A 25,961-nucleotide genomic window follows, 5' to 3' on the forward strand; every position below is an offset into this window, starting at 1 on the left:
CGGTCCGCGGACGCGCTGGCCGATCCAAGAAGAAGGCGGTGAAGTCGAAGGCCCACGCGGCCAAGGCACCGTCTGTCCTCTACTGTGTCCAGCGTGGCGCGGGTTCACAGTCGGCCGCGAAGCAATGGCCGAGCAGGATCGATGCCGCCGCCGATCTCGGCGCGGACCAGCTCTGCTTCAATCCGTTCCTGCTGAGCGGCGACGATCCGATGCTGATCGCCGACTTCATGCGCGCCGATCCCGCGCTCGGCCTCGCGGGCTCGGCCGACGACGCCGTGCGCGAGCTGGCGGCCCTCTGCAAGAAGCGCGACATGGCGCTCTGCGTCGATCTCGTGCTCGATCGCGTGGCGCTGGATGGCGCCGCCATGGGACAGGTCGAGGGCCTTTTCCAGGCGCTTCACCAGAGCGAGATCATCGACCCGCGGCTCGACCCGTCGATCGCCCGCAGCGCCGTGCTGAGGCCAGGCTGCGTCGACGCGCTCGCCGCCTGGTGGGGCGAGCGTCTGGCGCGCCTCGTCGATGCCGGCGCCGCGAGCTTCCGCCTGCTCGGGCTCGAGCTGCTGCCGCCGGGTGCTGTCGCCGCCGTCGTCGCGGCGGCGCGCCGGCGCGCGACCTGCTCGTTCCTCGCCTGGACCCCGGGACTGTCGTGGATCCGGCATCGCGAGCTGGCGGCCGCCGGCGTCGACGCGGTGTTCGCCTCGACGGCGTGGTGGGACGGCATCGCCGACTGGTACGTCGAGGAGCTCGATTCGCTCTGCCGCACCGCGCCGGTGATCGGCACGGTGCAGCGCGCGCCCAGCGAGGTTTCCTCCGACATCGCCGCGCGCCGCCGGGCCCTGCAACTGGCAGCCGGCACGACCGATGGGCTGTTCCTGGCCGAAGGAATCGAGGCGGGGCTGGAGCCCGACTTCCGCGCGTCCATCGGCCGGCTGCGCGACAGAAGCTCGGATCGGCGCATGATGGCGGCGCGCCGGCTCACCGGCTCGGCGTCCCGTGTCACGGCGGTGGCACGGCTCGACGCCGTCGATCCCCGCAGCGCCTCGCTGGGCCGCGTCGTGCTGGTAAACACCGATGGCGAGCGGCGTCGGCCGGTGCCGGTCAGCCTCGATCCGATCGATCCCGCGGCCGGCGCCGTTCTCGGCGACCCGCGCCTGGCGGACGGCGGTATGGTCCCCGAATTCCTGGAGCCCGGCGAGGTGCTGATGGTCGATGTGAAGCCGTGCCAGGCCGTGCGCGATCCCGAGGCTCCGCCGGTTTCGGCGGCAACGACGCTCTCGCCGGTGGTCATCGACCGCGTCGCCCCGAACGTCGGCGAGGGACTCGCGGTGCGGCGCGTCGTCGGCCGTTCCATCACGGTCGAGGCCGACATCTTCGCCGACGGCCACGACCTGCTGGCGGCCGAGCTCCTGTGGCGGGCCGTCGACGAGACGGAATGGCAGCGCGCGCCCATGGTGCCGCTGGCCAACGATCGCTGGCGCGGCAGCATGATCGGCCGCCGCGTCGGACGGCACGTCTTCACCATCGAGGCGTGGCGCGACGACTACGGCTCGCTCGCACATGCGCTGGAGGTCAAGCACGCGGCCGGCGTCGACGTGTCGGTCGACATGGCCGACGCGGTCGCCCACCTGAAGGAACTGAAGCTCGACGGTCCGCTGAAGGCACTGGCCGCGGCGGAAGGCGAGGCGCGGGTCCACGTGCTCACATCGGCGGAGACCCGCCGCGCGGTGGCCGCCCGCGACGCGCGCGTGCGCGCCTGCCGGCATCCCGAGATCATCATCGAGATCGAGCGTCCGCAGGCCGCCTTCGCCAGCTGGTACGAGCTCTTTCCCCGCTCGCTCGGCACCTTCGACGACGTGATCGCCCACCTGCCGCGGGTCCGCGAGATGGGCTTCGACGTCCTGTACTTCCCGCCGATCCATCCGATCGGCACGACCAACCGGAAGGGCCGGAACAACGTCCTCAAGGCGGCACCGGGCGATCCCGGCAGCCCCTATGCGATCGGTGCGGCCGACGGCGGCCACGACGCGATCCACGCCGAGCTCGGCTCGCCCGAGGATTTCCGCCGCCTGGTCGCGGCCGCGGCCGCACAGGGGCTGGAGATCGCGCTGGACTTCGCGATCCAGTGCTCGCCCGACCATCCGTGGCTGAAGCAGCATCCGGGCTGGTTCAAGCGCCGCTCCGACGGCACGATCCGCTTCGCCGAGAATCCGCCCAAGAAGTACGAGGACATCGTCAACGTCGACTTCTACGCGGATGCGGCGGTGCCCGATCTGTGGCTCGCGCTGCGCGACGTGGTCCTGCACTGGATCGGCGAGGGCGTCCGCATCTTCCGCGTCGACAACCCTCACACCAAGCCGCTGCCCTTCTGGGAGTGGATGATCGCCGACGTGCGCCGGCAGCATCCCGAGGCGATCTTCCTCGCCGAGGCCTTCACGCGGCCGGCGATGATGTACCGGCTCGGAAAGATCGGCTTCTCGCAGTCCTACACCTACTTCACCTGGCGCAACTACAAGGGCGAGCTGACGGACTATCTGCGCGAGCTCGCGGCGCCCCCGGCGGCCGACTTCTACCGGCCGCACTTCTTCGTCAACACGCCCGACATCAACCCGTACTTCCTGCAGAGCTCGGGCCGAGCAGGCTTCCTGATCCGGGCGGTGCTGGCGGCGACCCTCTCGGGCCTGTGGGGCGTCTACTCCGGGTTCGAGATCTGCGAGGCGGCGGCGCTGCCGGGGCGCGAGGAATATCTCGATTCGGAGAAGTACGAGGCGCGGCGCCGCGACTTCGCCCAGTCCGGCAACATCGTCGGCGAGATCACCATGCTCAACCGCCTTCGACGCCTGCATCCGGCGCTGCAGAGCCATCTCGGCGTCACCTTCTACAATGCCTTCAACGACCAGGTGTTGGTCTACGGCAAGGCAACGCCAGGCAGCGAGCGGCAGGACATGATCCTGGTGGCCGTCAGCCTCGATCCGCACAATGCGCAGGAAGCCGATTTCGAGGTTCCCCTGTGGGAGTGGCAGATGCCCGATGACGGAACGGTCGAGGTCGAGGACCTGGTGCACGGCAACCGCTTTTCCTGGCACGGCAAGGTCCAGCACATCCGGCTCGACCCGGGGATGCCCTTCGCCATCTTCCGCCTCGCCCCTCCCGGAGCCCTGTGATGAACGCGCCCTCGACCGAGATCCGCACCGTCAGCGGGCAGGAAAGCGTCTGGTACAAGGACGCGATCATCTACCAGCTCCACGTCAAGTCGTTCTTCGATTCCGACAATGACGGGATCGGCGACTTCCCGGGGCTGATCTCGCGCCTCGACTATATCGCCGAGCTCGGTGTCAACACGCTGTGGCTGCTGCCCTTCTATCCCTCGCCGCGGCGCGACGACGGCTACGACATCGCCGAGTACACTGCCGTGCATCCGGAGTACGGCACGCTCGACGACTTCAAGCGGTTCGTCGAGGAAGCCCACAAGCGCGGCATCCGCGTCATCACCGAGCTGGTCATCAACCACACGTCCGACCAGCATCCGTGGTTCCAGCGCGCGCGGCTGGCGCCCGCCGGCTCGCCCGAGCGCGACTTCTACGTCTGGTCCGACAACGACCAGAAATACAGCGGCACCCGCATCATCTTCCTCGACACCGAGCGCTCGAACTGGACCTGGGACCCGGCGGCGAACGCCTACTACTGGCACCGCTTCTATTCCCACCAGCCCGACCTCAACTTCGACAATCCGGCGGTGCTGGAATCGGTCCTGAACATCATGCGGTTCTGGCTCGATCTCGGCGTCGACGGGCTGCGTCTCGACGCGGTGCCGTACCTCGTCGAGCGCGAGGGCACGATCAACGAGAACCTTCCCGAGACCCATTCCGTCCTGAAGCGGATCCGGGCGGCGCTCGATGCCTCCTATCCCGACCGCATGCTGCTGGCCGAGGCCAACCAGTGGCCGGAAGACACCAAGGAGTATTTCGGCAACGCCGACGAATGCCACATGGCGTTCCATTTCCCGCTGATGCCGCGCATGTACATGGCGCTGGCGCGCGAGGACCGTTTCCCGATCACCGACATCCTGCGCCAGACCCCGCCGATCCCGGAGACCTGCCAGTGGGCGATCTTCCTGCGCAACCACGACGAGCTGACGCTCGAGATGGTGACCGATTCCGAGCGCGACTACCTGTGGCAGGTCTATGCCACCGACCGCCGGGCGCGCCTGAACCTCGGCATCCGCCGCCGCCTGGCGCCGCTGATGGAGCGCGACCGCCGTCGCATCGAGCTGCTGAACTGCCTGCTCTTCTCCATGCCGGGCACGCCGGTGATCTACTACGGCGACGAGCTGGGCATGGGCGACAATATCCGCCTCGGCGACCGCGACGGCGTGCGCACGCCCATGCAGTGGTCGCCCGACCGCAACGGCGGCTTCTCGCGCGCCGACCCGGCGGCGCTCGCGCTGCCGACGATCATGGATCCGCTCTACGGCTACGAGACGATCAACGTCGAATCGCAGACCCGCGACGCCCATTCCCTGCTGCACTGGATGCGGCGGACGCTGGCGATCCGCGGCATGCACGCCGCCTTCGGCCGCGGTGGGCTGCGCTTCCTGTACCCCAAGAACCGCAAGGTGATGGCCTATCTGCGCGAGTTCGAGAACGAGGTCATCCTGTGCGTGGCCAACGTGTCGCGCAGCCCGCAGGCCGTCGAGCTCGACCTGTCGGAGTTCGCCGGCCGCGTGCCGGTCGAGCTGACCGGCGGCTCGCTGTTCCCGCCGATCGGGCAGCTCACCTACCTGCTGACCCTGGCACCCTACGGCTTTTACTGGTTCATCCTGACGACGGAGCACGATGCGCCGTCGTGGCACATGCCGGCGCCGGAGCCGATGCCCGACTATATCACGGTCGTGGTGCGCGACGGGCTCGAGAAGGCGGTCGAGGCCTCGGCCGCGGTGCTCGAGCGCGAGACGCTGCCGTCCTACCTCCAGAAGCGCCGCTGGTTCGGCGCCAAGGACCAGCACCTGCAATCGTCGCGCTTCGCCTACCTCGCGCCGCTGGGCAGCGACCCCAGCCTGCTGCTGGGCGAGCTCGAGGTGCAGACCGACCAGGGCACCAGCCGGTGGCAGCTGCCGCTGTCGGTTGCCTGGGATGACGAGTCACCTGCGGCGCTGCCTTCGCAGCTCGCACTGGCCCGCGTCCGCCGCGGCCGCCGCATGGGCCTGCTCACCGACGCCTTCGCCCTGGCGCCCTTCGCCCGCCGGATGGTGGAGGCGATGGCCGAGGGCGCGCGCATCGACACGCCGCAGGGTCACGTCCATTTCGACCCGATGCCCGATGCGATCGAGCAGCTGCGCCGGCCCGCCGACGCCCCGGTGGCATGGCTGGCCGCCGAGCAGTCCAACAGCTCGCTGATCGTCGACGACATCGTCATGCTGAAGATCTTCCGCTCGATCTCGGCCGGCGAGCATCCCGAGGCCGAGATGGGCCGCTATCTGACGGCGCACGGCTTCGCCAACTCACCGGCCCTGCTGGGCACGGTGCGCCGCATCGACACCGAGGGCCGCGAGCACACGCTGGCCGTCGCGCAGGCCTTCGTGCGCAACCAGGGCGACGCCTGGACCTGGGCGCTGAACCAGTTCAACCGCGCCCTCGACGACACGGCCAGCCACGAGGCCTCGGCCGAATCGCGCGGCGACGACATCCGCGACTATTACGACTTCGCCGCCACCATCGGCCGGCGTCTCGGCACCATGCATGTCGTGCTGGCCCGCCAGACCGACGAGCAGGCCTTCGCGCCCCAGACGGCCTCGAGCAGCGACGCCGACGAGTGGATCGCCCGGGCGACCGGGCTGATGACCCGGGCGCTCGACATCGTGGCGTCACGCCCCTCGTGGGACAACGAGACGGTGGAAGCCGACGCGAAGTCGCTGATCGAGAACCGCGACGCCCTGCTCGAGCTGGTGACCCGGCTCGGGCGGCTGGGCGAGGGCACGCTGATGACCCGCATCCACGGCGACTTCCATCTCGGCCAGGTGCTGGTCGCGACCGGCGACGCCTACATCATCGACTTCGAGGGCGAGCCCGCCCGGCCGCTGCAGGAGCGCCGCCGCAAGGCGAGCCCGCTGCGCGACGTGGCCGGCCTGGTGCGCTCCATCGACTATGCGGTGGCCACGGCGGTCGATCCCAAGAACATCATCGCCAACCGCGTGGCGCCGGCCCGCCGGCAGCGTCTGGCGGTGCGGCTGCGGCACGGGGCCGAGAAGGCCTTCCTCGACGCCTATCGCGAGGCCACGTCCGGCCTCGCCTCCATGGGCAGCGACTCGCTGCTCGATTTCTTCCTGCTGGAGAAGGCGGCCTACGAGGTCGGCTACGAGGCCGCCAACCGGCCGACCTGGCTGCCCACGCCCGTCTCGGGGCTGGCGCGCTTCGGCGGCCGCCTCCTGCGCAACCTGGCCCGGAGCGAAGCATGAGCGACATGACGCCCCCCCGGCTCGATCGCGGCGAGGTCGAGGCGCTGATGACGGCGCGCCACCGCGATTCCTTCAGCGTGCTGGGACCGCACGACGGCCCCGACGGCCGCATGATCCGCGCCTATCTGCCCGGCGCACGGCTCGTCGAGGTGCTGCGGCGCGGCGACGGGGCGAGCCTCGGCAGGCTGGCGGAAGTCGAACCCGGCCTGTTCGAGGGACCGGTGGCCGATGCCTCGCCCTACCGGCTGCGCGTCGAGTGGCCGGGGGCCGTGCAGGAGACGGAGGATCCCTATTCGTTCGGCCCGCTGCTGGGCGAGCTCGACCTTCACCTGTTCAACGAGGGGCGGCACTTCGACCTTGCCAGCGCGCTCGGCGCCAACGTCGCCACGATCGACGGCGTGACCGGCGTGCGCTTCGCGGTGTGGGCGCCCAATGCCGAGCGAGTCGCGGTGGTCGGGGACTTCAATTCGTGGGACGCCCGCCGCAATCCGATGCGCCTGCGCTATCCCTCCGGCATCTGGGAGCTGTTCGTGCCGCGGATCGGCGCGGGCGTGCGCTACAAGTTCGACATCATGGGGCCCGGCGGCGTGCGCCAGACCGAGAAGGCCGATCCGGTCGCCCAGCAGGCCGAGATGGCGCCCGGCACGGCCTCGGTGGTGGCGTCGCCGCGCGGCTTCCAGTGGACCGACGAGGCATGGATGGCGGGGCGGGGGCGGCGCCAGGCGCCCGACGCGCCGATCTCGATCTACGAGGTCCATATCGGCTCTTGGCTGCGCCAGAACGAGGCCGCCCACGGCTCGCTGTGGGACCTCGCGACCGAGCGCCTTATCCCCTATGTCCGCCAGCTCGGCTTCACCCATGTCGAGCTGCTGCCGGTCACCGAGCATCCATTCGGCGGCTCGTGGGGCTACCAGCCGCTCGGCCTGTTCGCGCCCTCGGCGCGCTACGGCTCGCCGGAATCGTTCGCGCGGTTCGTCGACGCGCTGCATGCCAACGGCATCGCCCTGCTGCTCGACTGGGTGCCGGCCCACTTCCCCACCGATCCGCACGGGCTCGCCCGTTTTGACGGCACGGCGCTATACGAGCATCTCGACCCGCGCGAAGGCTTCCATCGCGACTGGAACACCTTCATCTACAATTTCGGTCGGCGCGAGGTGCAGGGCTTCCTGATCGCGAGCGCGCTCCACTGGCTCGAGCGCTTCCACGTCGACGGCCTGCGGGTCGACGCCGTGGCCTCGATGCTCTACCGCGACTACAGCCGCCCGGCCGACGGCTGGGTCCCCAACGTCTATGGCGGTCGCGAGAATCTCGAGGCGGTGGGCTTCCTGCGCCATCTCAATGCCGTGGTCGGCGAACGCTGCCCCGGCGCCATCGTCGTGGCCGAGGAATCGACGGCCTGGCCGGGAGTGACGGCGTTGCAGCCGGACGGGCTCGGCTTCTCGTACAAGTGGAACATGGGCTGGATGCACGACACGCTCCACTACATGGAACGCGAGCCGGTCTATCGCGCCTACCACCACGACGGCATGACGTTCGGCCTGGTCTATGCGTTCTCCGAGAAGTTCATCCTCCCGATCTCTCACGACGAGGTCGTGCACGGAAAAGGCTCGCTGCTCGGCAAGATGCCGGGCGACCGCTGGCAGAAGTTCGCCAACCTGCGCGCCTATCTCGGCTTCATGTGGACGCATCCGGGCAAGAAGCTGCTCTTCATGGGCTGCGAGATCGCCCAGCCCCAGGAGTGGAACCACGATGCCGAGATCGCCTGGCCGCTGCTCGAGGATCCGGCCCATGCCGGCATGCAGCGGCTGGTCGGCGACCTCAATCGCCTCTATGCCGACGAGAAGGCGCTGCACCGACGCGACGCCGTGCCCGAGGGCTTCCGCTGGCTGATCGGCGACGATCGCGCAAACTCGGTCTTCGCCTACCTGCGCCTCGGCGAGGAGGGGGATCCGCCCATTCTGGTCGTCTGCAACATGACGCCGGTACCGCGCCACGGCTACCGGATCGGCGTGCCGAAGCCGGGCCGCTGGCGCGAGGTCGGCAACACCGATTCGCGCTTCTACGGCGGCAGCGACATGGGGAACGGCGGCGGCGCCGAGAGCCTCGACGAGCCCGCGCACGGCCACGCCCAGTCGCTCCTGCTGACCCTGCCGCCCCTCTCGACGATCATGCTGAAGGCGGAGACCTGACGGTGGCCCCTTCGGGCGACCGGCTTCTGCCGGGGGCGCCATATCCCTTGGGCGCTACCAGCGACGGTCTCGGCACCAACTTCGCGGTCTTTTCGGCCAATGCCAGCAAGATCGAGCTCTGCGTGTTCGCCGCCGGCGGCAAGCGCGAGATCGCGCGCTACGAGCTGCCGGAGTGCACCGACGAGGTCTGGCACGGCTACCTGCCCGGGGCGCGCGCCGGCCTGATCTACGGCTACCGCGCCTACGGGCCCTACGAGCCGCAGCGCGGGCATCGGTTCAACCACAACAAGCTGCTGCTCGATCCCTATGCCAAGCGGATCGCGGGCGAGCTGCGCACTTCCGACGCGCTCTACGGCTATCGCTTCGGCTCGCCGCGCGGCGATCTCTCGTTCGACCGCCGCGACAGCGCCCCCGGCATGATCAAGGCGGTGGTGACCGACGACAGCTTCAACTGGGGAGACGACCGGCCGCCGGCCGTGCCGTGGTCCGACACCGTCATCTACGAGGTCCATGTGCGCGGCGCGAGCATGCTGCGCGGCGACCTGCGTCCCAACGAACGCGGCACCTTCGCGGGCTTGTCGCATCCGGCGTTCATCGACCATCTGCGCCGGCTCGGCGTGACGGCGGTGGAGCTGATGCCCGTGCATTCGTTCATCCAGGACCGTTCGCTGCTGGAGAGGGGCCTGCGCAACTACTGGGGCTACAACACGGTCGGCTTCTTCGCCCCCGAGCTCCGCTACCTGTCCGACAACACGCCGGACGACATGCGCATCGCCGTCCGGCGGCTCCACGCGGCCGGCATCGAGGTCATCCTGGACGTCGTCTACAACCATACGGCGGAGGGCAGCGAGCTCGGCCCGACCCTGTCGTTCCGCGGCCTGGACAATGCGAGCTACTACCGGCTCCTGCCCGACAATCCCCGCCACTGCATCAACGACACCGGCACCGGCAACACGGTGAACCTGAGCTCCCCGCGCGTGCTGCAGATGGTCATGGATTCGCTGCGCCACTGGGTGACCAACTACCATATCGACGGCTTCCGCTTCGACCTGGGGGTCACGCTGGGCCGCGAGCAGCACGGTTTCGACCCCAACTCCGGCTTCTTCGACGCCGTCCGCCAGGATCCCGTCCTGGCGCGCGTCAAGCTGATCTCCGAACCCTGGGACATTGGCCCGGGCGGCTACCAGCTGGGGCAGCATCCGCCCGGCTTCGCCGAATGGAATGACCGGTTCCGCGACGGCGTGCGCCGCTACTGGCGCGGCGATCCGGGCCAGCGGGCCGACTTCGCCGCCCGCCTCGCGGGCTCGGCGGATTTCTTCGATCGCCAGTCGCGACGGCCCTGGGCCTCGATCAACTTCGTCGCTGCGCACGACGGCTTCACCCTCGCCGACACGGTGAGCTACGTCGAGCGCCACAACGAGGCCAATGGCGAGGACAACAACGACGGCCATTCCGAGAACTGCTCGTCCAACTGGGGCGTCGAGGGGCCGACCGACGATCCTGCGATCCTCGACGTGCGCCGCCGCCTGCAGCGGGCGATGACGGCGACCGTCCTGCTCGCCCAGGGCACGCCCATGCTGCTCGCGGGCGACGAGTTCGGGCGCACGCAGCAGGGCAACAACAACGCCTACTGTCAGGACAACGAGGTGTCGTGGATCGACTGGAGCCTCGCCGAGACCGCCGAGGGACGGGCCCTCACCGATTTCGTGGCGCGCCTCGTGGCGCTGCGGCACCGCCACGCCGTGCTTCGGGCGCCGCGCTTCCTGCACGGCAAGGAGGGGCTGCTCGACGGGCTTCCCGACATCGCCTGGTTCGATGCTTCGGGCGAGCTCGTGTCAACGGAATCGTGGAACGACCCGGAGGAACGGCGGCTGGTGCTGCGGCGGGCCGGCGGCAACGGCGACGGCAGGATCTCGATCCTGTCGACCTTCCTGAACGCTGCCGACGAGGAACAGCTTTTTCGCCTGCCACCGCCGGGCCTCCCCGCGCGTTTACTCCTCGACAGCGCGTCGCCCGAGGCGCCCGAGCATGCGCTCGACAGCGACGAGATCGTGGTTGGGGCCCGGTCGGTCGTGCTCGTCCTGCATGAACGCCCGAACGACAAGGAGACCAGATGACCCGCTTCGCGCGCGACCTGCCCTTCGGCGCGACGGTGCTGGCGCCTGACCGCACGCGGTTCCGGCTGTGGGCACCGGCCCAGAGCCGGGTCGTTCTCGACATCGAGGGACGCGAGCCGATCGCCATGGCCGGCGACGGCGCCGGCTGGTTCGAGGCCGAGGCAGCGTGCGGGGCGGGGGCCCGCTACCGCTTCCGGCTGGAGGACGGGCTGGCCGTTCCGGATCCGGCGGCGCGGGCGCAGGACATCGACGTCCACGACCCCAGCCTGGTCGTCGATCCCGCTTCCTATACCTGGCGGAACCCGCACTGGCGCGGGCGTCCCTGGCCCCAGACGGTGCTTTACGAGCTGCATCCCGGCGCGATGGGCGGCTTCGCCGGGATCGAGGCTCGTCTGCCGGAGCTGGCCGACCTCGGCGTCACGGCGGTGGAGCTGATGCCGATCGCGGACTTCCCCGGAAAAAGGAACTGGGGCTACGACGGGGTGCTGCCGTTCGCGCCGGACCGCGCCTACGGCACGCCCGACGCGCTGAAGTCGCTGATCGACACCGCCCACGGGCTCGGCCTGATGGTCTTCCTCGATGTCGTCTACAATCACTTCGGACCGGACGGGAACTACCTCTCGGCCTACGCCCCGGCCTTCTTCCGCGACGACGTACCGACCCCGTGGGGCACGGCGATCGACTTCCGCCGGCCCGAGGTACGGCGGTTCTTCACCGAGAACGCGCTGTACTGGCTGATGGAGTACCGCTTCGACGGCCTGCGGCTGGACGCCGTGCATGCCATCGCCACGCCCGACTGGCTGGACGAGATGGCGGCGACGGTGCGCGGCACGGTCGAGCCCGGCCGCGAGGTCCATCTCGTGCTGGAGCACGACGCCAACATCGCCGATCATCTGCGCGGCGACTTCGACGCCCAGTGGAACGACGACGCCCACCATGTGCTGCATGTGCTGCTGACCGGCGAGAGCGACGGCTACTATTCCGACTATGCCGACCGGCCGGCCGAGCGGCTGGCGCGCTGCCTCGCCGAGGGCTTCGTCTATCAGGGCGAGGCGTCGGCCTACCGCAAGGGCGAGCATCGCGGCACGCCCAGCGCGGACCTGCCGCCAACGACCTTCGTGCTGTTCCTGCAGAACCACGACCAGATCGGCAACCGGCCGTTCGGCGACCGGCTCGCCGCCTCGGTCGATCCGCAGGCGCTGGAGGCGGCCGTGGCCTTGCAGCTCCTCTGCCCGCAGATCCCGCTGATCTTCATGGGCGAGGAGGGGGCGAGCCGCACGCCGTTCCTCTATTTCACCGATCATCACGGCGCGCTCGCCGACGCGGTGCGCGAGGGACGGCGCCGCGAGTTCGCGGGCTTCACCGGCTTCCGCGCGGGAGAGGGGACGGCCGCCATTCCCGATCCCAATGCCGCCGCAACCTTCGAGGACAGCCGGCCGGTTGCCGCAGACGAAGGCCGCCGGACGCTCTACCGCCGGCTGCTCGCGCTGCGCGCCGAGCGGATCGTGCCGGGCCTCGCCGGTGCGCGGTCGCTGGGCGCCTCGGCCTGCGGGCCAGCGGCGGTCGCGGCCGGCTGGCGGCTGGGCGATGGCGCCGTGCTGACGCTGCTGACCAATCTCGGGACGGCGCCGTGCAGCGTGCCTCCTCCCGAAGGCGAGTTGCTGTTCGAGTCGCGCGCCGGTCTCGGCGCGGCGGCGGCGCAGGGAAGCCTCGGGCCGAGGGCGACGGTCGCCTTCCTGCGGCCGCGGGCCGAGCCGGCATGAGGGAAGAGGACGTCCTCGACCGCGCGCGCGAGGTCGGCATCGCCGTCGACTGGACCGACGTCGCCGGCCGCCAGCAGCGCGTGCCGACCGAGGTCCTGCGCCGGCTGCTCGACGCAATCGGCGACACCGCGCGGCCAGCCGGCGTGCCGCCGCTGGTCACGGCGCGCGTCGGCCAACGCATCGTCCTGCCCGACGACGCCGTTCTTGCCACCGACCGGCCGGCCGAGCTGGCGCTCGAGCAGGGCGACGTGAAGGCGCTGCGCCTGCGCGACGGCGCACTGCCGGGCATCGCCACGCCGGGCTATCACCGCCTGCGCTTCGGCGATCGGGAGATCGTCTTCGCGGTGGCGCCGCGGCGCTGCGTGACGGTGCAGGACGTCGCCGGGGGACGGCGCCTCTGGGGCGTGGCGGCGCAGATCTACGGCCTGCGGCGGCCGGGCGACGGCGGCATCGGCGATGCCGGCGCGGTGCGCGACCTTGCCGAGGCGGCGGCGCGCCACGGCGCGGATGCCGTGGCGCTCAGCCCCGTGCACAGCCTCTTCCCGCACGAGCCGCACCGGTCGAGCCCCTATTCGCCGTCCAGCCGGCTGTTCATGAACCCGCTCTACGCCGACCCGCGCGTCGTCGCCGAGCTCGAGGGGGAGACCGGCGAGGTGCCGGTGGCCGACCTCATCGATTGGACCGATGCCGGCGCGGCCAAGTTCGCGCATCTGCGCCGCCTGTTCGCGCATTTCGACGCCGGGCACACGGCGCTGGCGGCCGAGTTCGAGCGCTTCGTCGAGCAGGGCGGCGAGATCCTGCGCCAGCATGCGCAGTTCGAGGCCGAGCAGGCGGGGCCGGCGGCGGCCGGCGGCGAGCGCTACCATCTCTTCCTGCAGTGGATCACGGCGCGGTCCTTCGCCGCCGCCCAGCAGGGCGCGCGGGACGCCGGCATGCGCATCGGCCTGATCAGCGACCTCGCGATCGGCATGGACCGCGCCGGCAGCCACGCCTGGTCGCGCCGCTCGGACCTGCTGCTCGGCCTGTCGATCGGCGCGCCGCCCGACCTGTTCAGCCCGGAAGGCCAGGATTGGGGCCTGACCGGCTTCTCGCCGGGCGCCCTGGTGGCCCACGGCTTCGAGCCGTTCCTGGCGACGCTGCGGGCGGCGCTGGCCCATGCCGGCGGCGTGCGCATCGACCACATCATGGGCCTGATGCGCCTGTGGCTGATCCCGCTCGGCCGGCCGGCGGCGGAGGGGGCCTATCTCGCCTATCCGTTCGAGGACCTGCTGCGGCTGCTGGCGCTCGAATCCCATCGCCATCGCGCCGTCGTGATCGGCGAGGACCTCGGCACGGTGCCGCCGGGCTTCCGCGCCCATCTGCGCCGCGCCGGCATCTCCGGCATGGACGTTATGTGGTTCGAGCGCACGCGGCTCAGCTTCCGCCGGTCGTCGCGCTGGCGGGCCGACGCCGTCGCCATGACCACGACGCACGACCTGCCGACCGTCGCCGGCTGGTGGAGCGGCGAGGACATCCGGACGCGCCGCGCCCTCGGCATGGCCGCCGAAGCGCCGGACGAGCGGGCGCGCGACCGCAGCCGCCTGTGGCGCGCCTTCGCCGCCGCCGGTGTCGGCGGGGCGACGCCGCCGCCTGAGGACCGGCCCGCCGCGGCCGTCGATGCGGCGCTCGCCTATGTCGCGCAGTCGCCCGCGGCGCTGATGCTGGCGCCGCTCGAGGATCTGCTCGGCCTCAGCGAGCAGCCGAACCTGCCGGGCACGATCGACGAGCATCCCAACTGGCGCCGCCGCCTGCAGCCGATGGCGCGCGACATCTTCGCCGCGCCCGAGGTCGCGGCGCGCGCCGATCTGATCAACCGCCATCGCGGAGGTGCCTCGTGACGCCGCGCGCGACGCTGCGGCTCCAGTTCCATCGCGGCTTCACCTTCGCCGACGCGCGCGCGCTCGTTCCCTACTTCGCGCGACTGGGCGTCAGCCATCTCTATGCCTCGCCGATCGCGACGGCGCGGGCAGGATCCACGCACGGCTACGACGTGGTCGACGCCACGACCGTCAATCCCGAGCTGGGCGGCGAGGCGGAGCTGCGAGCGCTCCGGACGGCGCTCGACCGCGAAGGAATGGGCCTCGTCCTCGACATCGTGCCCAACCACATGGCGGCCGATCCGGCCAATGCCTGGTGGGCCGACGTGCTGCGCCGCGGCCGGGCGAGCCGCTATGCGCGGTACTTCGACATCGACTGGGAGGCCGACGACAAGGTCCTGCTGCCCATTCTCGGGAAGCCGCTCGACGAGGTCCTGGCGGCCGGCGAGCTGGTGCGCGACGGCGACGTCTTCCGCTACTTCACGCATCGCCTTCCCGCCGCGGAGGGCGGCGTCGAGGACCAGCACTGGCGGCTCGCCTGGTGGCGCAGCGCCGGCGATCGCATCAACTGGCGGCGCTTCTTCGACATCAACGAGCTGGTCTGCCTGCGCATGGAGGAGCCCGAGACCTTCGAGGCCGTGCACGCCCTGCCGCTGCGCCTGCACGCCGAAGGCATCGTCGACGGGCTGCGCATCGACCATGTCGATGGGCTCACCGATCCGGCCGCCTACTGCCGCGCGCTGCGCCGGCGCCTCAAGCCCGGCGCCTGGCTGGTGGTCGAGAAGATCCTGCTTCGCGGCGAGCAGCTTCCCGCCGACTGGGGCTGCGACGGCACGACCGGCTACGATTTCATGGACGAGGTCGACGCGCTGCAGCACGACCCGGCCGGCGCGGCGCCGCTCGCCGCCGGCTGGGCGCGGCTGAGCGGCCGTCCCGCCGACTTCGCCGTCGAGGAGGAGCAGGCGCGGCACGAGGTCGTGGCCCGCAGCTTCGGCGCCCAGCTCGACGCCTGCGCGCGGGCCTTCGCCGGCGGCGAACTGGCGCCACCTGCCCTGCGCCGCGTCCTCGCGGGCCTGCTGGCGCACTTTCCCGTCTATCGCACCTACGGGGTCGACGGCATCCTGTCGGCGGCCGATCGCGCCGTGCTGGCGCGCGCGGCGGAGGGGGCGCAGCGCGACGCGCTGGCGGTCGACCGCTGGGCGGTCGATGCCCTGGTTGCCCGGTTCGAGGAGCCCGGCCGCGCCCGCGCGGTGGCACGCTTCCAGCAGTTGAGCGCGCCGGTCGCGGCCAAGGCGGTCGAGGACACGGCCTTCTATCGCTACGGCCGGCTCCTGTCGCGCAACGACGTCGGCTTCGACGTCGAGACCTTCGCGCTCGACGCCGGTGCCTTCCACGCCCGCATGCGGCGCCGCGCCGAGACGCTGCCGCGCGCCATGCTGACCACGGCCACGCACGACCACAAGCGCGGCGAGGACGTGCGGGCACGGTTGGCCGTCCTGAGCGGGATGGCGACCGAATGGGTGGGGCTGCAGGAACGCTGGGTCGCCGTGGCGCGCGCGCTGGCGCCGGGCGGCGCGCCGTTCGACGGCGACATCGCCATGCTGCTGCAGACGATCGTCGGCGCCTGGCCGTTCGATCTCGAGCGCGGCGACGCGGCCGGCCGGCAGGCCTTCGCCGAACGGCTCGTCGCCTGGCAGGAGAAGGCGCTGCGCGAGGCCAAGCTCGCGAGCGACTGGGCGGCAGTCGACGAGGGCTACGAGACCGCGGCGCGGACCCTGATCGGGGCGCTGGTCGCCGAGGACCGGTCGCCGGCGCTGCTCGACGAGATCGTCGCCCTGGTGCGGCGCATCGCGCCGCCGGGCGCGCTGAACGGGCTGACGCAGGCCCTGCTGCGTCTCACCGTGCCCGGCATCCCCGACCTCTACCAGGGCACGGAACTGTGGGATCTGAGCCTGGTCGATCCGGACAACCGTCGGCCGGTCGACTGGCGCCGCCGCTCCGCGGGTCTCTCGGACGCACCGTTCGCCGAGCTGCTGGGCCGCTGGCGCGACGGTCGCGCGAAGCAGGCGCTGGTGGCACGGCTCCTCGACCTGCGCCGGAGGTTGCCGTCCCTGTTCGAAAGCGGCGACTACCGGCCGGTGACGGTGGAGGGTGCGGCGGCCGGCGAGATCCTCGCCTTCTGCCGCCGCCACGGCGGGGCGTGGTTGCTGGTCGTGGTCCCGCATCTCGCCGACCGCCTGCCGCTCGACGGCGAGGCGCTGACGCTCATTCCCGGCGGCTGGCGCGACACCGCGATCGTGCTGGAGGATGCGCCGGCGCAGGCGTCGTGCGTCCTGGGAAAGCGGACGGTCGCGCTCGCCGGTCCGCTTGTGCCGCTTGCCGATATCTGCGGCGACCTGCCGTTCGCGGTGCTGAGCGTGTCCTGACCTGATCGGCCGCGGCGCCGTCAGCGATGGCGCTGCCGGCGATAGTGGTCGGCCAGCGCGTCGCCGCCGAAGTCGGCGCCGAGGTCGCGCCACACCGAGTGGATGTGGTTGGCGTCGTTCTGCGTGTTGTCGTGCTCGATCAGCGTCGCCGACCCCTGGATGCGGAAATAATGGGCCTCGCCGGGCTGCAGCGACCCCGCCCAGGCGAAGCGGAAGGTCTCGAGCCCCTGCTGCATCACGCGCTGCTTCTGCGCGGCCACGAGGTCGGGCGTCAGGGTGGCGAGGAAACGGTCGAGCAGCGCCTCGACCCGACGGCGGGCATCGGCCGGCATGGCCGAGAGTGCGAGGCCGCGCGGCGCGCCGAGATCGCGCTCGCGCTGCGGGCGGGCGACGATCTCGCCGAACGAGCGGTCGGCGATCAGCGCGGCGCGCCGCTCGGCGTCCGGCAGGCCGGTCATGATCTGCCGCGCAAGGTCCTCCGAGGCGCCGAGCAGCCGGAAGCCGCGATGGGGGCCGCTGCGGACGGTCGCGGGATGGGCGCCGACGAAGTACGGGGTGACGGCGACCTCGCCGGGCGCCGGCAGCGCCACGTTCAGCGACAGGTGATGCCCCTCGAAGCGCCAGCCCCAGGGCAGCGTGCCCGGCGTGCCGAAGATCGACAGGAAGTAGCGGTCGGGATCGCGGAAGCTGCCCTGGCTCTCGCGCAGCACGCCCTCCAGCAGCCGCACGCCGTCGAGCAGCTCGAGCCCGCGCTCGTTCAGCACCGAGGCGAACAGCCGGCGCGCGGCCGCGGCCTGGGCTGCCGTCATCTCGGCGAGGCTCAGCCCGGAACGGCTGCGCGGAATATAGTGCCAGTCGAGGCGGTTGGCCGACGCGTAGGCGATCAGGACCTTGCGACGCTGGCCCTCGTCCAGTCCGGCGAGGAAGGCCGCCGCCTGGTCGGCGATGCGGCGAGCGGCATCCGCGCCCTGCGCGGAGGCGCCGCCGAACGGCAGCATCGTCGCCGCCGCCAGCACGAGCCGCCGCGTCGGCGGATCGTGCCTGTGGGGGGAGGGATGATCGTGCGGGTGCCAGCCGTCGTGCGGCACGGCAGGACCGCGCGGTCCGGGCCTAGCTCGAGCTCGGCGGATACTTCAGCGAGCAGCCGTAGGGCCGGGTCGAGGACTCGGCGATCGGCTTGCCGGCCAGCAGCTCGTCCAGGCCGACGCGCACATACTGCTTGGCCTTGGGAACGTCGGCGACGTTCGACGACGGGATCGAATCGATGCCGCCCTTGTACACGAGCACGCCGTTGGCATCGATGATGTACATGTGCGGCGTCACCGTCGCGCCGTAGGCGCGGGCGATCTTGCTCTGGGGGTCGAGCAGCACCGCGGCCGGCGCCGCGTCGCGCGTCTTGGTGAGATCGTTGGCCTGCGCGGCGGTGACGTGGCCCTGCTCGCCGGTCGCCGACGACGCCGAGGTCAGCCAGACCACGCCCTTGGCCGCGGCCTCGCGCTGCTGCGTCTGCATGTTCTTCGAGGTGTAGTGCTTGCGGACGTACGGGCAGTCGTGGTTCGTCGTCTCGATCACGACGACCTTGCCCTTGAGGTCGGCGAGCGACCAGGTCTTGCCGTTGCTGTCGACGGCGGTGAAGTTCGGCGCCGGCTTGCCGAGATCGGGGCTGGCGGCGAAGGCGGCGGCTGGCACGAGTGCCGCGGCGGCGGTGCCGAGAACGAGGGTACGGCGGGGAATGACCAGCTTGGACATGTTGCCCTCCTAACGCTTGGCCGGCGGGATCGCGGCCAGTTCCGAAAGCATGAGAGATTCGGTGAGCACCTGCGGCAGGATCTTCGGCCGGTCGGCACCCGGGACCCAGAGAAGATAAAGGGGAACGCCGGCGCGGCCCAGTTCCCTCAACGAAGATGTGATCTCGGGATCGCGATTGGTCCAGTCGCCCTTGAGTTTCACGACGCCGGCCTGTTCAAAGGCGCGGCGCACCGCCGGCGTCTCGAGCGCGACACGCTCGTTGACCAGGCAGGTGATGCACCAGGCGGCGGTGAAGTCGACGAACACCGGCTTGCCGGCAGCGACATCCTGCTCGAGCCGCTGGCGCGAGAAGCGCTCCCAGCCCTCGAAGCTGACGCCGCCCGTGCTGCCGGTGGCGGAGGCCGCGGTCGCCGGCGCGTCGTCGATCTTGAGCGTGGCGGCGAAGGCCAGCAGGACCGCGGCGGCGGCCAGGGCGCGGCGGAGCCAGGCGCCGACCGACACGCCGCCCTCGCCGAGCCGGCCGAGCCGCAGCAGCCAGATCGCGAAGGCGATCAGGATCATGCCGCCCAGGGCATAGACCACGCCGTCGGCGCCGGTCTGCTGGGTCAGCACCCAGACCATCCAGACCGCCGAGGCGTACATCGGGAAGGCGAGGAACTGGCGCAGCCGGTCCATCCAGGGCCCCGGCCGGGGCAGCAGCCGCTGCAGGGCGGGCGTGAAGGACAGGACGAGATAGGGCAGGGCAAGCCCCAGGCCCAGCGCCAGCAGGACGGCGACGGTCTGCGGCGCCGGCTGGGTAAGCGCATAGCCGAGTGCGGCGGCCATGAAGGGGACGGTGCAGGGCGTCGCCACGATGACCGCCAGCACGCCGGTGAAGAAGGCTCCGGTGACGCCGCCGCGCGCCGCCAGTCCCTGGCCCACGCCGACGAAGCGGCCGCCGACCTCGAACATGCCGGACAGGTTGAGGCCGACCACGAAGAAGAGATAGGCGACCAGCAGGGAGAAGACCGGCGACTGGAACTGGAAGCCCCAGGTGACCTCGCCGACGCTGCTGCGGATGGCGATGACCGTGGCCGCCATGGCTGCGAACGACACCAGGATGCCGGCCGTGTAGGCGATCCCGTCGCGCCGCGTCTCGTAGAGCGCGTGGCCGGCGAGGCGGGCAAAGGCGGCGGCCTTCATGGCGAGCACCGGAAAGACGCAGGGCATCAGGTTCAGGATCAGCCCGCCCAGCAGGGCGAAGAATAGGGCCTCGACCAGCGACAGGCTCGCCTCGCTGACCGCGGCGAGCGGGCGCATCGATGCGACGGCGGGATCGAGCCGGGCCGACACGTCGAACGCCTGGTGGACGTCGCCGCCGGCCGTCTTCTCGGTCAGGACCAGCGTGCCGGTGAGCTGCGCCGGCGGCGCGCCCTTGGCGTCGCCATGCTTCAGCGGGATGTGGATGCCGTCGGGGCCGATCGTGGCCTTCTGGCGCACCATGGCGGCGACCTGGCCCCATTCGGCGGGGAAGAAGTAGATGTCGGCGATCGTGTCGGCCTTCAGTCCCTTGGCCTCGACCAGCAGTGTCGGATCGCCCGACTTGGTGACGCCGTAGCGCGCTGGCCAGGGGCTGGCGACGGGCACCGCCTGGCGCGCCTTGTCGAACACGGCCCGCACCGGGGGCGCCGCCGGCGCGCCGGTCGCCGACACCGGCAGGTCGAGGGCGAAGCTGCCCTCCTCGGGAATGCAGACATCCTCGCAGACCAGCCAGTTGGCGGTGGCCGCGAGCTTGAACGTGCCGGCGGCATCGGCCGGCGGCGTGATGCGAACCAGCAGCACGGCCTCGTCCTTGAAGCCGTAGTTGATCACGCCGCCGATATTGAAGAGGTGGGGCGCCGGCCAGACGATCGGATCGGCCTTGGCGCCGGCCGGCAGGGTCCAGTTGATGTCGGTCGGCAGGCCCGATTCGCCGGGGTTCTTCCAGTAGGTGTGCCACTTCGGCCGGATGGTCTGGCGCAGGCCGACCCAGAAGGGCTCGCCCGGCTTGACGGCCGACACGTCGGCCAGCAGCTCGGCCCGGACATTGTCGGTCTGGACGACCGACTGGGCCGCCGCCGACTGGGCCGCCGCCGGCAGGGCCGCGAGCAGCACGAGGAGGAACGCGAGCAGACGTCTCATGTCAGCCAGTAAGTGCCGCCGCAACCCGGCCGATGCAAGGCAATCACGTTCACCCCATCGTGATCTTTTGCCCGTGCGATGGCCGCGGTCTAAGGTCTTGGGGCAACTGGAGAATTCATGCTGCGGCTGAATGACGGGCAACTGCTGGAGAGCCTGGACCGGCTGGCCGGGATCGGCGCCATCGAGGGCGGCGGCTGCGCGCGGCTCGCGCTCAGCGACGAGGACCGGGCCGGCCGCGACCTGGTGGTCGGCTGGATGAAGGAGCTCGGGCTGCGGCTGCAGGTCGACGCCATCGGCAACGTCGTGGGCGTGCGGCCGGGAACCGAGGACCTGCCGCCGGTCATGACCGGCTCCCATATCGACACGGTGCGGACCGGCGGCCGCTACGACGGCAACTACGGCGTGCTGGCCGGCCTCGAGGTCGTCCGCGCCCTCAACGACGCGGGGGTGAAGACGCGACGGCCGGTCGCCGTCGCCTTCTTCACCAACGAGGAGGGGGCGCGCTTCCAGCCCGACATGATGGGCAGCCTCGTCTATGCCGGCGGCATGGGCCTGAACGAGGCCTATGCCGCCACCGACAAGGACGGCCGCTCGGTCGGCGACGAGCTGCGCCGCATCGGCTATCTCGGGCCGGCGCGGCCCGGCGCGATCCGGCCGCATGCCTTCGTCGAGCTCCATATCGAGCAGGGTCCGATCCTCGACGAGGAGAAGGTGCGGATCGGCGTCGTCGAGAGCGTGCAGGGCATCTCCTGGACCGAGTATGGCGTGAACGGCGTCTCCAACCACGCCGGGACCACGCCCATGCGCCTGCGCCGGGACGCGGGCTATCTCGCCGCCTCCGTCAGTGTCTTCGCCCGCGCGCTGGCCCTCGAGATGGGCGGCGACCAGGTCGCCACGGTGGGGACGATGGGCTTCCGCCCCAACCTGATCAACGTCGTGCCCAACCGCGCCGTCTTCACCGTCGACCTGCGCAACACCGACGAGGAGAAGCTGAAGCACGCCGAGGCGCGCGTCGCTGCCCATATCGCCGAAGTCGCGGCGGCGGAGCGCGTCGAGGTCGAGGCCAGGGTGCTCGCCCGCTTCGAGCCGGTGATCTTCGATGCCGGTCTGGTCGACCGCGTCGAGCATCATGCGAGGGCGCTGGGGCTCGGCACCCGCCGCATGCCCTCGGGCGCCGGCCACGACGCTCAGATGATGCAGCGGCTCTGCCCGACGGCGATGATCTTCGTGCCCTCGGTCGACGGGCTCAGCCACAACGTCAAGGAGCACACCGAGCCGGCCGACCTGGTCGCCGGCGCCCAGGTGCTGCTGAACCTGATGGTCGAGCTCGCCGGGGAGACGTGACATGGCCACCGATCGCACCGCTTCGCGCCGCATCGTCCTGACCGGCGCCGCCGGCGGCGTCGGCACGATGATCCGCCCGCTGCTGGCGCCGCTCTATCCGGGCCTGGTGCTGAGCGACAAGGCGACGCCGGCCGGGCTGCGCGCGGACGAGACTTTCGTCGCCGCCGACCTCACGCGTCCCGACGAGGTCGCTGCCGTCGTGGCCGGCGCCGACGCGGTCATCCATCTCGGCGGCTATTCGGTGGAAGGGCCGTGGGACGCGATCCTGCAGGCCAACATCGTGGGCTGCCACACTCTTTTCGAGGCGGCGCGACAGGCCGGCGTGCGGCGCGTGGTGTTCGCCTCGTCCAACCACGCGGTCGGCTTCTATCCGCGCGCGCGCACGATCGGGCCCGACGTGACGGTGCGCCCCGACAGCCGCTACGGCGTCAGCAAGGCGTTCGGCGAAGCGCTGGGCGCCCTCTACGCCGACAAGTACGGCATTTCCGTCACCTGCCTGCGCATCGGCAATGTCGGGCCGCGGCCGCTCGACGTGCGGCGCCTGTCGATCTGGGTCTCGCCCGAGGACCTGGTGCAGCTCATCGCCATCGGCCTCGACCATCCCGATATCCGGTACGAGATCCTGTACGGCGCCTCCGACAACGCGGCCGCCTGGTGGGACAATGCGCGCGCCCGCGCGCTCGGCTACCGGCCGACCGGCCGGGCCGAGGACCATCGCGCCCATGCCGAGGCCGAGCAGGCGCGGATCGGACCCGACCCGGTGGGCGACCGGTTCCAGGGCGGCTCGTTCTGCTCGGCGGAGTTCGACAACGATGTCGCGCGCGCCGGGCCGGCGGACTGAGGCCAAAGGCGTGGACCTTGCATCCGCGGCGGCGATAATCGCCGCGAAGGAGTGAAGATGACCCGTACCCTCACCGTGGGCGCCGCGCAGATGGGCCCGATCCAGCGCAGCCATACGCGCCGCGACGTGGTCGAGCGGCTGGTCGCGCATCTGCGCGAAGCGAAGCGCATGGGCTGCGACCTCGTGGTCTTTCCCGAGCTCACGCTGACGACGTTCTTTCCGCGCTGGTGGATGACCGACCAGGCCGAGATCGATTCCTTCTTCGAGAGCGAGATGCCGTCCAACGAGACGGCGCCGCTGTTCACCGAGACGCGGCGTCTCGGCATCGGCTTCTGCCTGGGTTATGCCGAGCTCGTGCGCGAGAACGGCCGCGTGCGCCGCTTCAACACCTCGATCCTGGTCGAGCGCGACGGCCAGATCGTCGGCAAGTACCGCAAGGTCCATCTGCCCGGCCATGCCGAGCACGAGCCGGAGCGGCCCTTCCAGCATCTCGAGAAGCGCTACTTCGAGGTCGGCAACCTCGGCTTCCCCGTGTTCAAGGCGTTCGGCGGCAACATGGGCATGTGCATCTGCAACGACCGGCGCTGGCCCGAGACCTATCGCGTGATGGGCCTGCAGAACGTCGAGATGGTGATGCTGGGCTACAACACGCCGCTGCACAACGCGCCGTCGCCCGACCACGACGAGCATTCGTGGTTCCACAACCAGCTCTCGATGCAGGCCGGCGCCTACCAGAACGGAACCTGGGTCGTCGGCGTGGCCAAGGGCGGCACCGAGGAAGACGTGCCGTCGCTGGCCGACAGCATGATCGTCGCCCCGTCCGGCAAGGTCGTCGCCCGCGCCGGCTCGGACGGCGACGAGCTGATCGTGCATCGCTGCGATCTCGATGCCGGCCTGAGCTACAAGCGCACGACCTTCAACTTCGCCGTCCACCGCCAGCCGGACCAGTACCGGATGATCGTGGAGCGCAAGGGCGCGATCGAGCCGTAGGGCGCTACCCGGTGGCCTTGGTGAACTTCCCGTAGCTGCGCTCGGGCGTGCCGCGGAACAGCGACATGTGCGTGTGGGTGGCGACGAACGGATCGCCGACCTTCTTGCGGCCCAGCGTGACGGTGGTGCGGCCGGGCCGGTCGAAGCGGTCGCCGTTGGGATGGAAGCCGTCCGATTCCCAGATGCCCATGCCGATGGCCATCAGCCGGTCGGCGGAGACGATGGCCTCGATCTTGTCGAGATCGTAGCGGAAGTTGCGGATCGTGCCCCAGACGTTGCGCCACTGCCGCGCCTCGGCGAGGTCGCGACCGGTCATGAAGTCCGTGAAGGTGCCGAAGGCGATCATGTCCTCGGCGAAGATCGGCCGGGCGGCCTCGTAGTCGACGGCGCGGCAGCACTGCGCCAGCGTGTCGAACCAGTCGCGGACCGCCTGCATGTCCTCGGGATTGACGGGGCTGAGCAGCTTCATCGGGAACTCCTATAGGCCGAACCTTTGCCAGTGCAGGCGCTCCTCGAGCGCCGCCAGCGTCGAGGGGCCGATGCCGTCGATGCCGGTGCCGAGGCGCAGGCGCGACAGCAGACCGCGGCGCGGCGCGATCACCGGCAGGCGGACGCGGGCACCGAAACGGGCCTGCAGCGTCTCGCGCAGGTCGCCCAGGGAATCGGCCAGGCCCAGCTCGACGCCGCGCCGGCCGGTCCAGAACTCGCCGCTGAACAGGACGGATTCCTCGGCCTGCAGCCGGCCGGCGCGCCGCTCGCGCACCCAGGCCTTGAAGCCTTCGTGGATCTCGGCCTGAAGCCGCTCCAGCCGCTCGACGTCGTCGGGCTTTTCCGGCCGGAACGGGTCGAGCATGGCCTTGCGCTCGCCCGACGTGTGGACGCGGCGCTCGACGCCGACCCGGGCCAGCAGGTCCTGGAAGCCGAAGCCGGCGCTGATCACGCCGATCGAGCCCACGATCGAGCTGGGATCGACGACGATCTCGTCGGCGGCGCAGGCCAGCCAGTAGCCGCCGGAGGCCGCCACGTCCTCGACGAACGCGATGACTGGCAGTCCCTTCTCGCGCGCGAGCAGGCGGATGCGCTGGCCGATCAGGGCCGACTGGACGGGCGAGCCGCCCGGGGAGTTGATGGTCAGGGCGACCGCCTTGGCGCCGCGCATCTCGAAGGCGCGCTTGAGCAGCGGTGCCACGGTCTCCATCGACAGGCCGCGGCTGCCCAGAAGGCCGCTCGAGGCGATGACTCCCGACAGGCGGACAACGGGAACGACGGGTCCGCGACGAAAGCGGTCTCTCAGCCAACCGAACATGGCGCGCACTGTCGCGGCGGGCCGCTCAGAAGGCAAGCGGAGCGGCGTGGCGCAGGATGGCCTCCGCTTCGTCGGTGAAGCCCCCGTCCGGCCGGTGGAGCGTGAGCGGCGCGACCTCGCGACGTTGCAACACCTCCGACCGGCGGGCCCGCAGCAGCACGCGCGCTGCCGGCGGCAGGCGCTTCACGGCGATGTCGCCCCAGCCCAGCGCGGCCAGGAGTGCGGTCGCCTCGTCGAGGCGATCGCTGCGATGGACGACGATCAGGTCGCCTGCAGGTTTCAGGGCCTGCACCGCCACCGACAACCAGCGGGCGAGCGGCGCCGTCGATTCGACGGTCGCCAGCGCCTTGCTGGGGTCGGGCGAGGGGTCGGCGACGGCGGCGGCCAGATAGGGCGGATTGGTCGCGACATGGTCGAACGATCCGAGCGCCGCGGGCAGGGGGTGCGCGATGTCGTGCTCCACGACGTGCACATGCGCGCTCATGCCGTTCAGTTGGGCATTTTTCGTCGCCAACGTAGCGAGCTCCGCCTGCATCTCGACGCCCACGATCTCGCACCCCGGCGTGCGTGCGGCGATGCAGAGCCCCACGGCACCGACGCCGGCACCGAGATCGAGGATGCGCTGGCCGGGTCGCGAATCGACAGCGGCGGCGAGCAGCACAGCGTCGATGGCGACACGGTAACCGCGCCCGGGTTGCAACAATCTCACACGGCCGCCCAGCAAGGCGTCTTCGGTCAGCGGGCGTTCCATGGTAGGGATCATGTCACG

General features: G+C 71.0%; 16 protein-coding genes. 10 read left to right on the forward strand and 6 right to left on the reverse strand.

Annotation, left to right across the window (positions count from 1 at the left end; genetic code table 11):
• Positions 1–38 precede the first annotated feature (38 nt).
• The 7 genes from ACO073_RS08940 to treY are packed head-to-tail and all read left to right on the forward strand — an operon-like array spanning position 39 to position 16,802.
• Positions 39–3,161 (forward strand): alpha-1,4-glucan--maltose-1-phosphate maltosyltransferase, encoded by a 3,123-nt coding sequence (locus ACO073_RS08940; protein WP_421996843.1) that lies wholly within the window; start codon positions 39–41, stop codon positions 3,159–3,161.
• Positions 3,161–6,451 carry a maltose alpha-D-glucosyltransferase gene (treS, locus tag ACO073_RS08945; RefSeq protein ID WP_421996844.1) on the forward strand — a complete coding sequence of 1,097 codons (3,291 nt, stop codon included), beginning with the start codon at positions 3,161–3,163 and terminating at the stop codon, positions 6,449–6,451. Before ACO073_RS08940 ends, treS begins: the two co-directional genes overlap by 1 nt.
• A complete protein-coding gene (gene glgB, locus ACO073_RS08950; protein WP_421996845.1) occupies positions 6,448–8,640 on the forward strand; it encodes a 1,4-alpha-glucan branching protein GlgB in 2,193 nt (730 codons plus the stop codon). Before treS ends, glgB begins: the two co-directional genes overlap by 4 nt.
• A gap of 2 nt (positions 8,641–8,642) precedes the next feature.
• A complete protein-coding gene (gene glgX / locus ACO073_RS08955) occupies positions 8,643–10,757 on the forward strand; it encodes a glycogen debranching protein GlgX (protein ID WP_421996846.1) in 2,115 nt (704 codons plus the stop codon).
• Entirely contained in the window at positions 10,754–12,520 is a 1,767-nt protein-coding gene (gene treZ, locus ACO073_RS08960; RefSeq protein ID WP_421996847.1) for a malto-oligosyltrehalose trehalohydrolase, read from the forward strand. Before glgX ends, treZ begins: the two co-directional genes overlap by 4 nt.
• The gene (gene malQ, locus ACO073_RS08965) at positions 12,517–14,397 is read left to right on the forward strand and encodes a 4-alpha-glucanotransferase (RefSeq protein WP_421996848.1); all 1,881 of its coding nucleotides are present in this window, start codon (positions 12,517–12,519) and stop codon (positions 14,395–14,397) included. The genes treZ and malQ overlap by 4 nt, the downstream gene beginning before the upstream one ends.
• Complete coding sequence (gene treY, locus ACO073_RS08970; protein WP_421996849.1) at positions 14,394–16,802, forward strand: malto-oligosyltrehalose synthase; 2,409 nt, start codon at positions 14,394–14,396, stop codon at positions 16,800–16,802. Before malQ ends, treY begins: the two co-directional genes overlap by 4 nt.
• A 20-nt stretch (positions 16,803–16,822) precedes the next feature.
• Here the strand turns inward: treY and ACO073_RS08975 are convergent, their stop codons facing one another.
• The 3 genes from ACO073_RS08975 to ACO073_RS08985 are packed head-to-tail and all read right to left on the reverse strand — an operon-like array spanning position 16,823 to position 20,711.
• Positions 16,823–17,890, reverse strand: a complete 1,068-nt coding sequence (locus tag ACO073_RS08975) for a DUF3500 domain-containing protein (protein WP_421996851.1) — start codon at positions 17,888–17,890, stop codon at positions 16,823–16,825.
• 22 nt (positions 17,891–17,912) lie between these two features.
• Complete coding sequence (locus ACO073_RS08980) at positions 17,913–18,551, reverse strand: thioredoxin family protein (RefSeq protein ID WP_421996852.1); 639 nt, start codon at positions 18,549–18,551, stop codon at positions 17,913–17,915.
• Between the two features lie 9 nt (positions 18,552–18,560).
• Positions 18,561–20,711 (reverse strand): protein-disulfide reductase DsbD family protein, encoded by a 2,151-nt coding sequence (locus ACO073_RS08985; RefSeq protein WP_421996853.1) that lies wholly within the window; start codon positions 20,709–20,711, stop codon positions 18,561–18,563.
• Positions 20,712–20,828: 117 nt separating this feature from the next.
• Here ACO073_RS08985 and ACO073_RS08990 point away from each other — a divergent pair, with 117 nt between their 5' ends.
• From ACO073_RS08990 to ACO073_RS09000, 3 genes are read left to right on the forward strand one after another with little or no spacing between them, the layout of a single operon-like run.
• Complete coding sequence (locus tag ACO073_RS08990; protein ID WP_421996854.1) at positions 20,829–22,055, forward strand: Zn-dependent hydrolase; 1,227 nt, start codon at positions 20,829–20,831, stop codon at positions 22,053–22,055.
• Position 22,056: 1 nt separating this feature from the next.
• Complete coding sequence (locus ACO073_RS08995) at positions 22,057–22,896, forward strand: NAD-dependent epimerase/dehydratase family protein (protein ID WP_421996855.1); 840 nt, start codon at positions 22,057–22,059, stop codon at positions 22,894–22,896.
• A 57-nt stretch (positions 22,897–22,953) separates the two neighbouring features.
• Positions 22,954–23,886: an N-carbamoyl-D-amino-acid hydrolase gene (locus ACO073_RS09000; RefSeq protein WP_421996856.1), complete on the forward strand. Its 933-nt coding sequence runs from the start codon at positions 22,954–22,956 to the stop codon at positions 23,884–23,886.
• Positions 23,887–23,890: 4 nt separating this feature from the next.
• Here ACO073_RS09000 and ACO073_RS09005 read toward each other — a convergent pair whose 3' ends face one another.
• The 3 genes from ACO073_RS09005 to ACO073_RS09015 are packed head-to-tail and all read right to left on the reverse strand — an operon-like array spanning position 23,891 to position 25,943.
• Positions 23,891–24,355, reverse strand: a complete 465-nt coding sequence (locus ACO073_RS09005) for a YybH family protein (protein ID WP_421996858.1) — start codon at positions 24,353–24,355, stop codon at positions 23,891–23,893.
• 9 nt (positions 24,356–24,364) lie between these two features.
• Positions 24,365–25,192 (reverse strand): S49 family peptidase, encoded by an 828-nt coding sequence (locus ACO073_RS09010; protein WP_421996859.1) that lies wholly within the window; start codon positions 25,190–25,192, stop codon positions 24,365–24,367.
• Between the two features lie 25 nt (positions 25,193–25,217).
• Positions 25,218–25,943, reverse strand: coding sequence for a tRNA1(Val) (adenine(37)-N6)-methyltransferase (locus ACO073_RS09015; RefSeq protein ID WP_421996860.1), 726 nt, complete (start codon positions 25,941–25,943; stop codon positions 25,218–25,220).
• Positions 25,944–25,961 lie beyond the last annotated feature (18 nt).

It is taken from the genome of Reyranella sp. (assembly GCF_965229815.1).
Taxonomy (GTDB): domain Bacteria; phylum Pseudomonadota; class Alphaproteobacteria; order Reyranellales; family Reyranellaceae; genus Reyranella.

Bases quoted from the DNA above. Each gene is read 5' to 3' on its own strand.
- treZ (WP_421996847.1), top strand. From the start codon at position 10,754: ATGACCCGCTTCGCGCGCGACCTGCCCTTCGGCGCGACGGTGCTGGCG.
- ACO073_RS08995 (WP_421996855.1), top strand. From the start codon at position 22,057: ATGGCCACCGATCGCACCGCTTCGCGCCGCATCGTCCTGACCGGCGCC.
- ACO073_RS09000 (WP_421996856.1), top strand. From the start codon at position 22,954: ATGACCCGTACCCTCACCGTGGGCGCCGCGCAGATGGGCCCGATCCAG.
- ACO073_RS08985 (WP_421996853.1), bottom strand. From the start codon at position 20,711: ATGAGACGTCTGCTCGCGTTCCTCCTCGTGCTGCTCGCGGCCCTGCCG.
- ACO073_RS09015 (WP_421996860.1), bottom strand. From the start codon at position 25,943: ATGGAACGCCCGCTGACCGAAGACGCCTTGCTGGGCGGCCGTGTGAGA.
- ACO073_RS08980 (WP_421996852.1), bottom strand. From the start codon at position 18,551: ATGTCCAAGCTGGTCATTCCCCGCCGTACCCTCGTTCTCGGCACCGCC.
- treS (WP_421996844.1), top strand. From the start codon at position 3,161: ATGAACGCGCCCTCGACCGAGATCCGCACCGTCAGCGGGCAGGAAAGC.
- ACO073_RS09005 (WP_421996858.1), bottom strand. From the start codon at position 24,355: ATGAAGCTGCTCAGCCCCGTCAATCCCGAGGACATGCAGGCGGTCCGC.
- ACO073_RS08990 (WP_421996854.1), top strand. From the start codon at position 20,829: ATGCTGCGGCTGAATGACGGGCAACTGCTGGAGAGCCTGGACCGGCTG.
- glgB (WP_421996845.1), top strand. From the start codon at position 6,448: ATGAGCGACATGACGCCCCCCCGGCTCGATCGCGGCGAGGTCGAGGCG.
- malQ (WP_421996848.1), top strand. From the start codon at position 12,517: ATGAGGGAAGAGGACGTCCTCGACCGCGCGCGCGAGGTCGGCATCGCC.
- ACO073_RS09010 (WP_421996859.1), bottom strand. From the start codon at position 25,192: ATGTTCGGTTGGCTGAGAGACCGCTTTCGTCGCGGACCCGTCGTTCCC.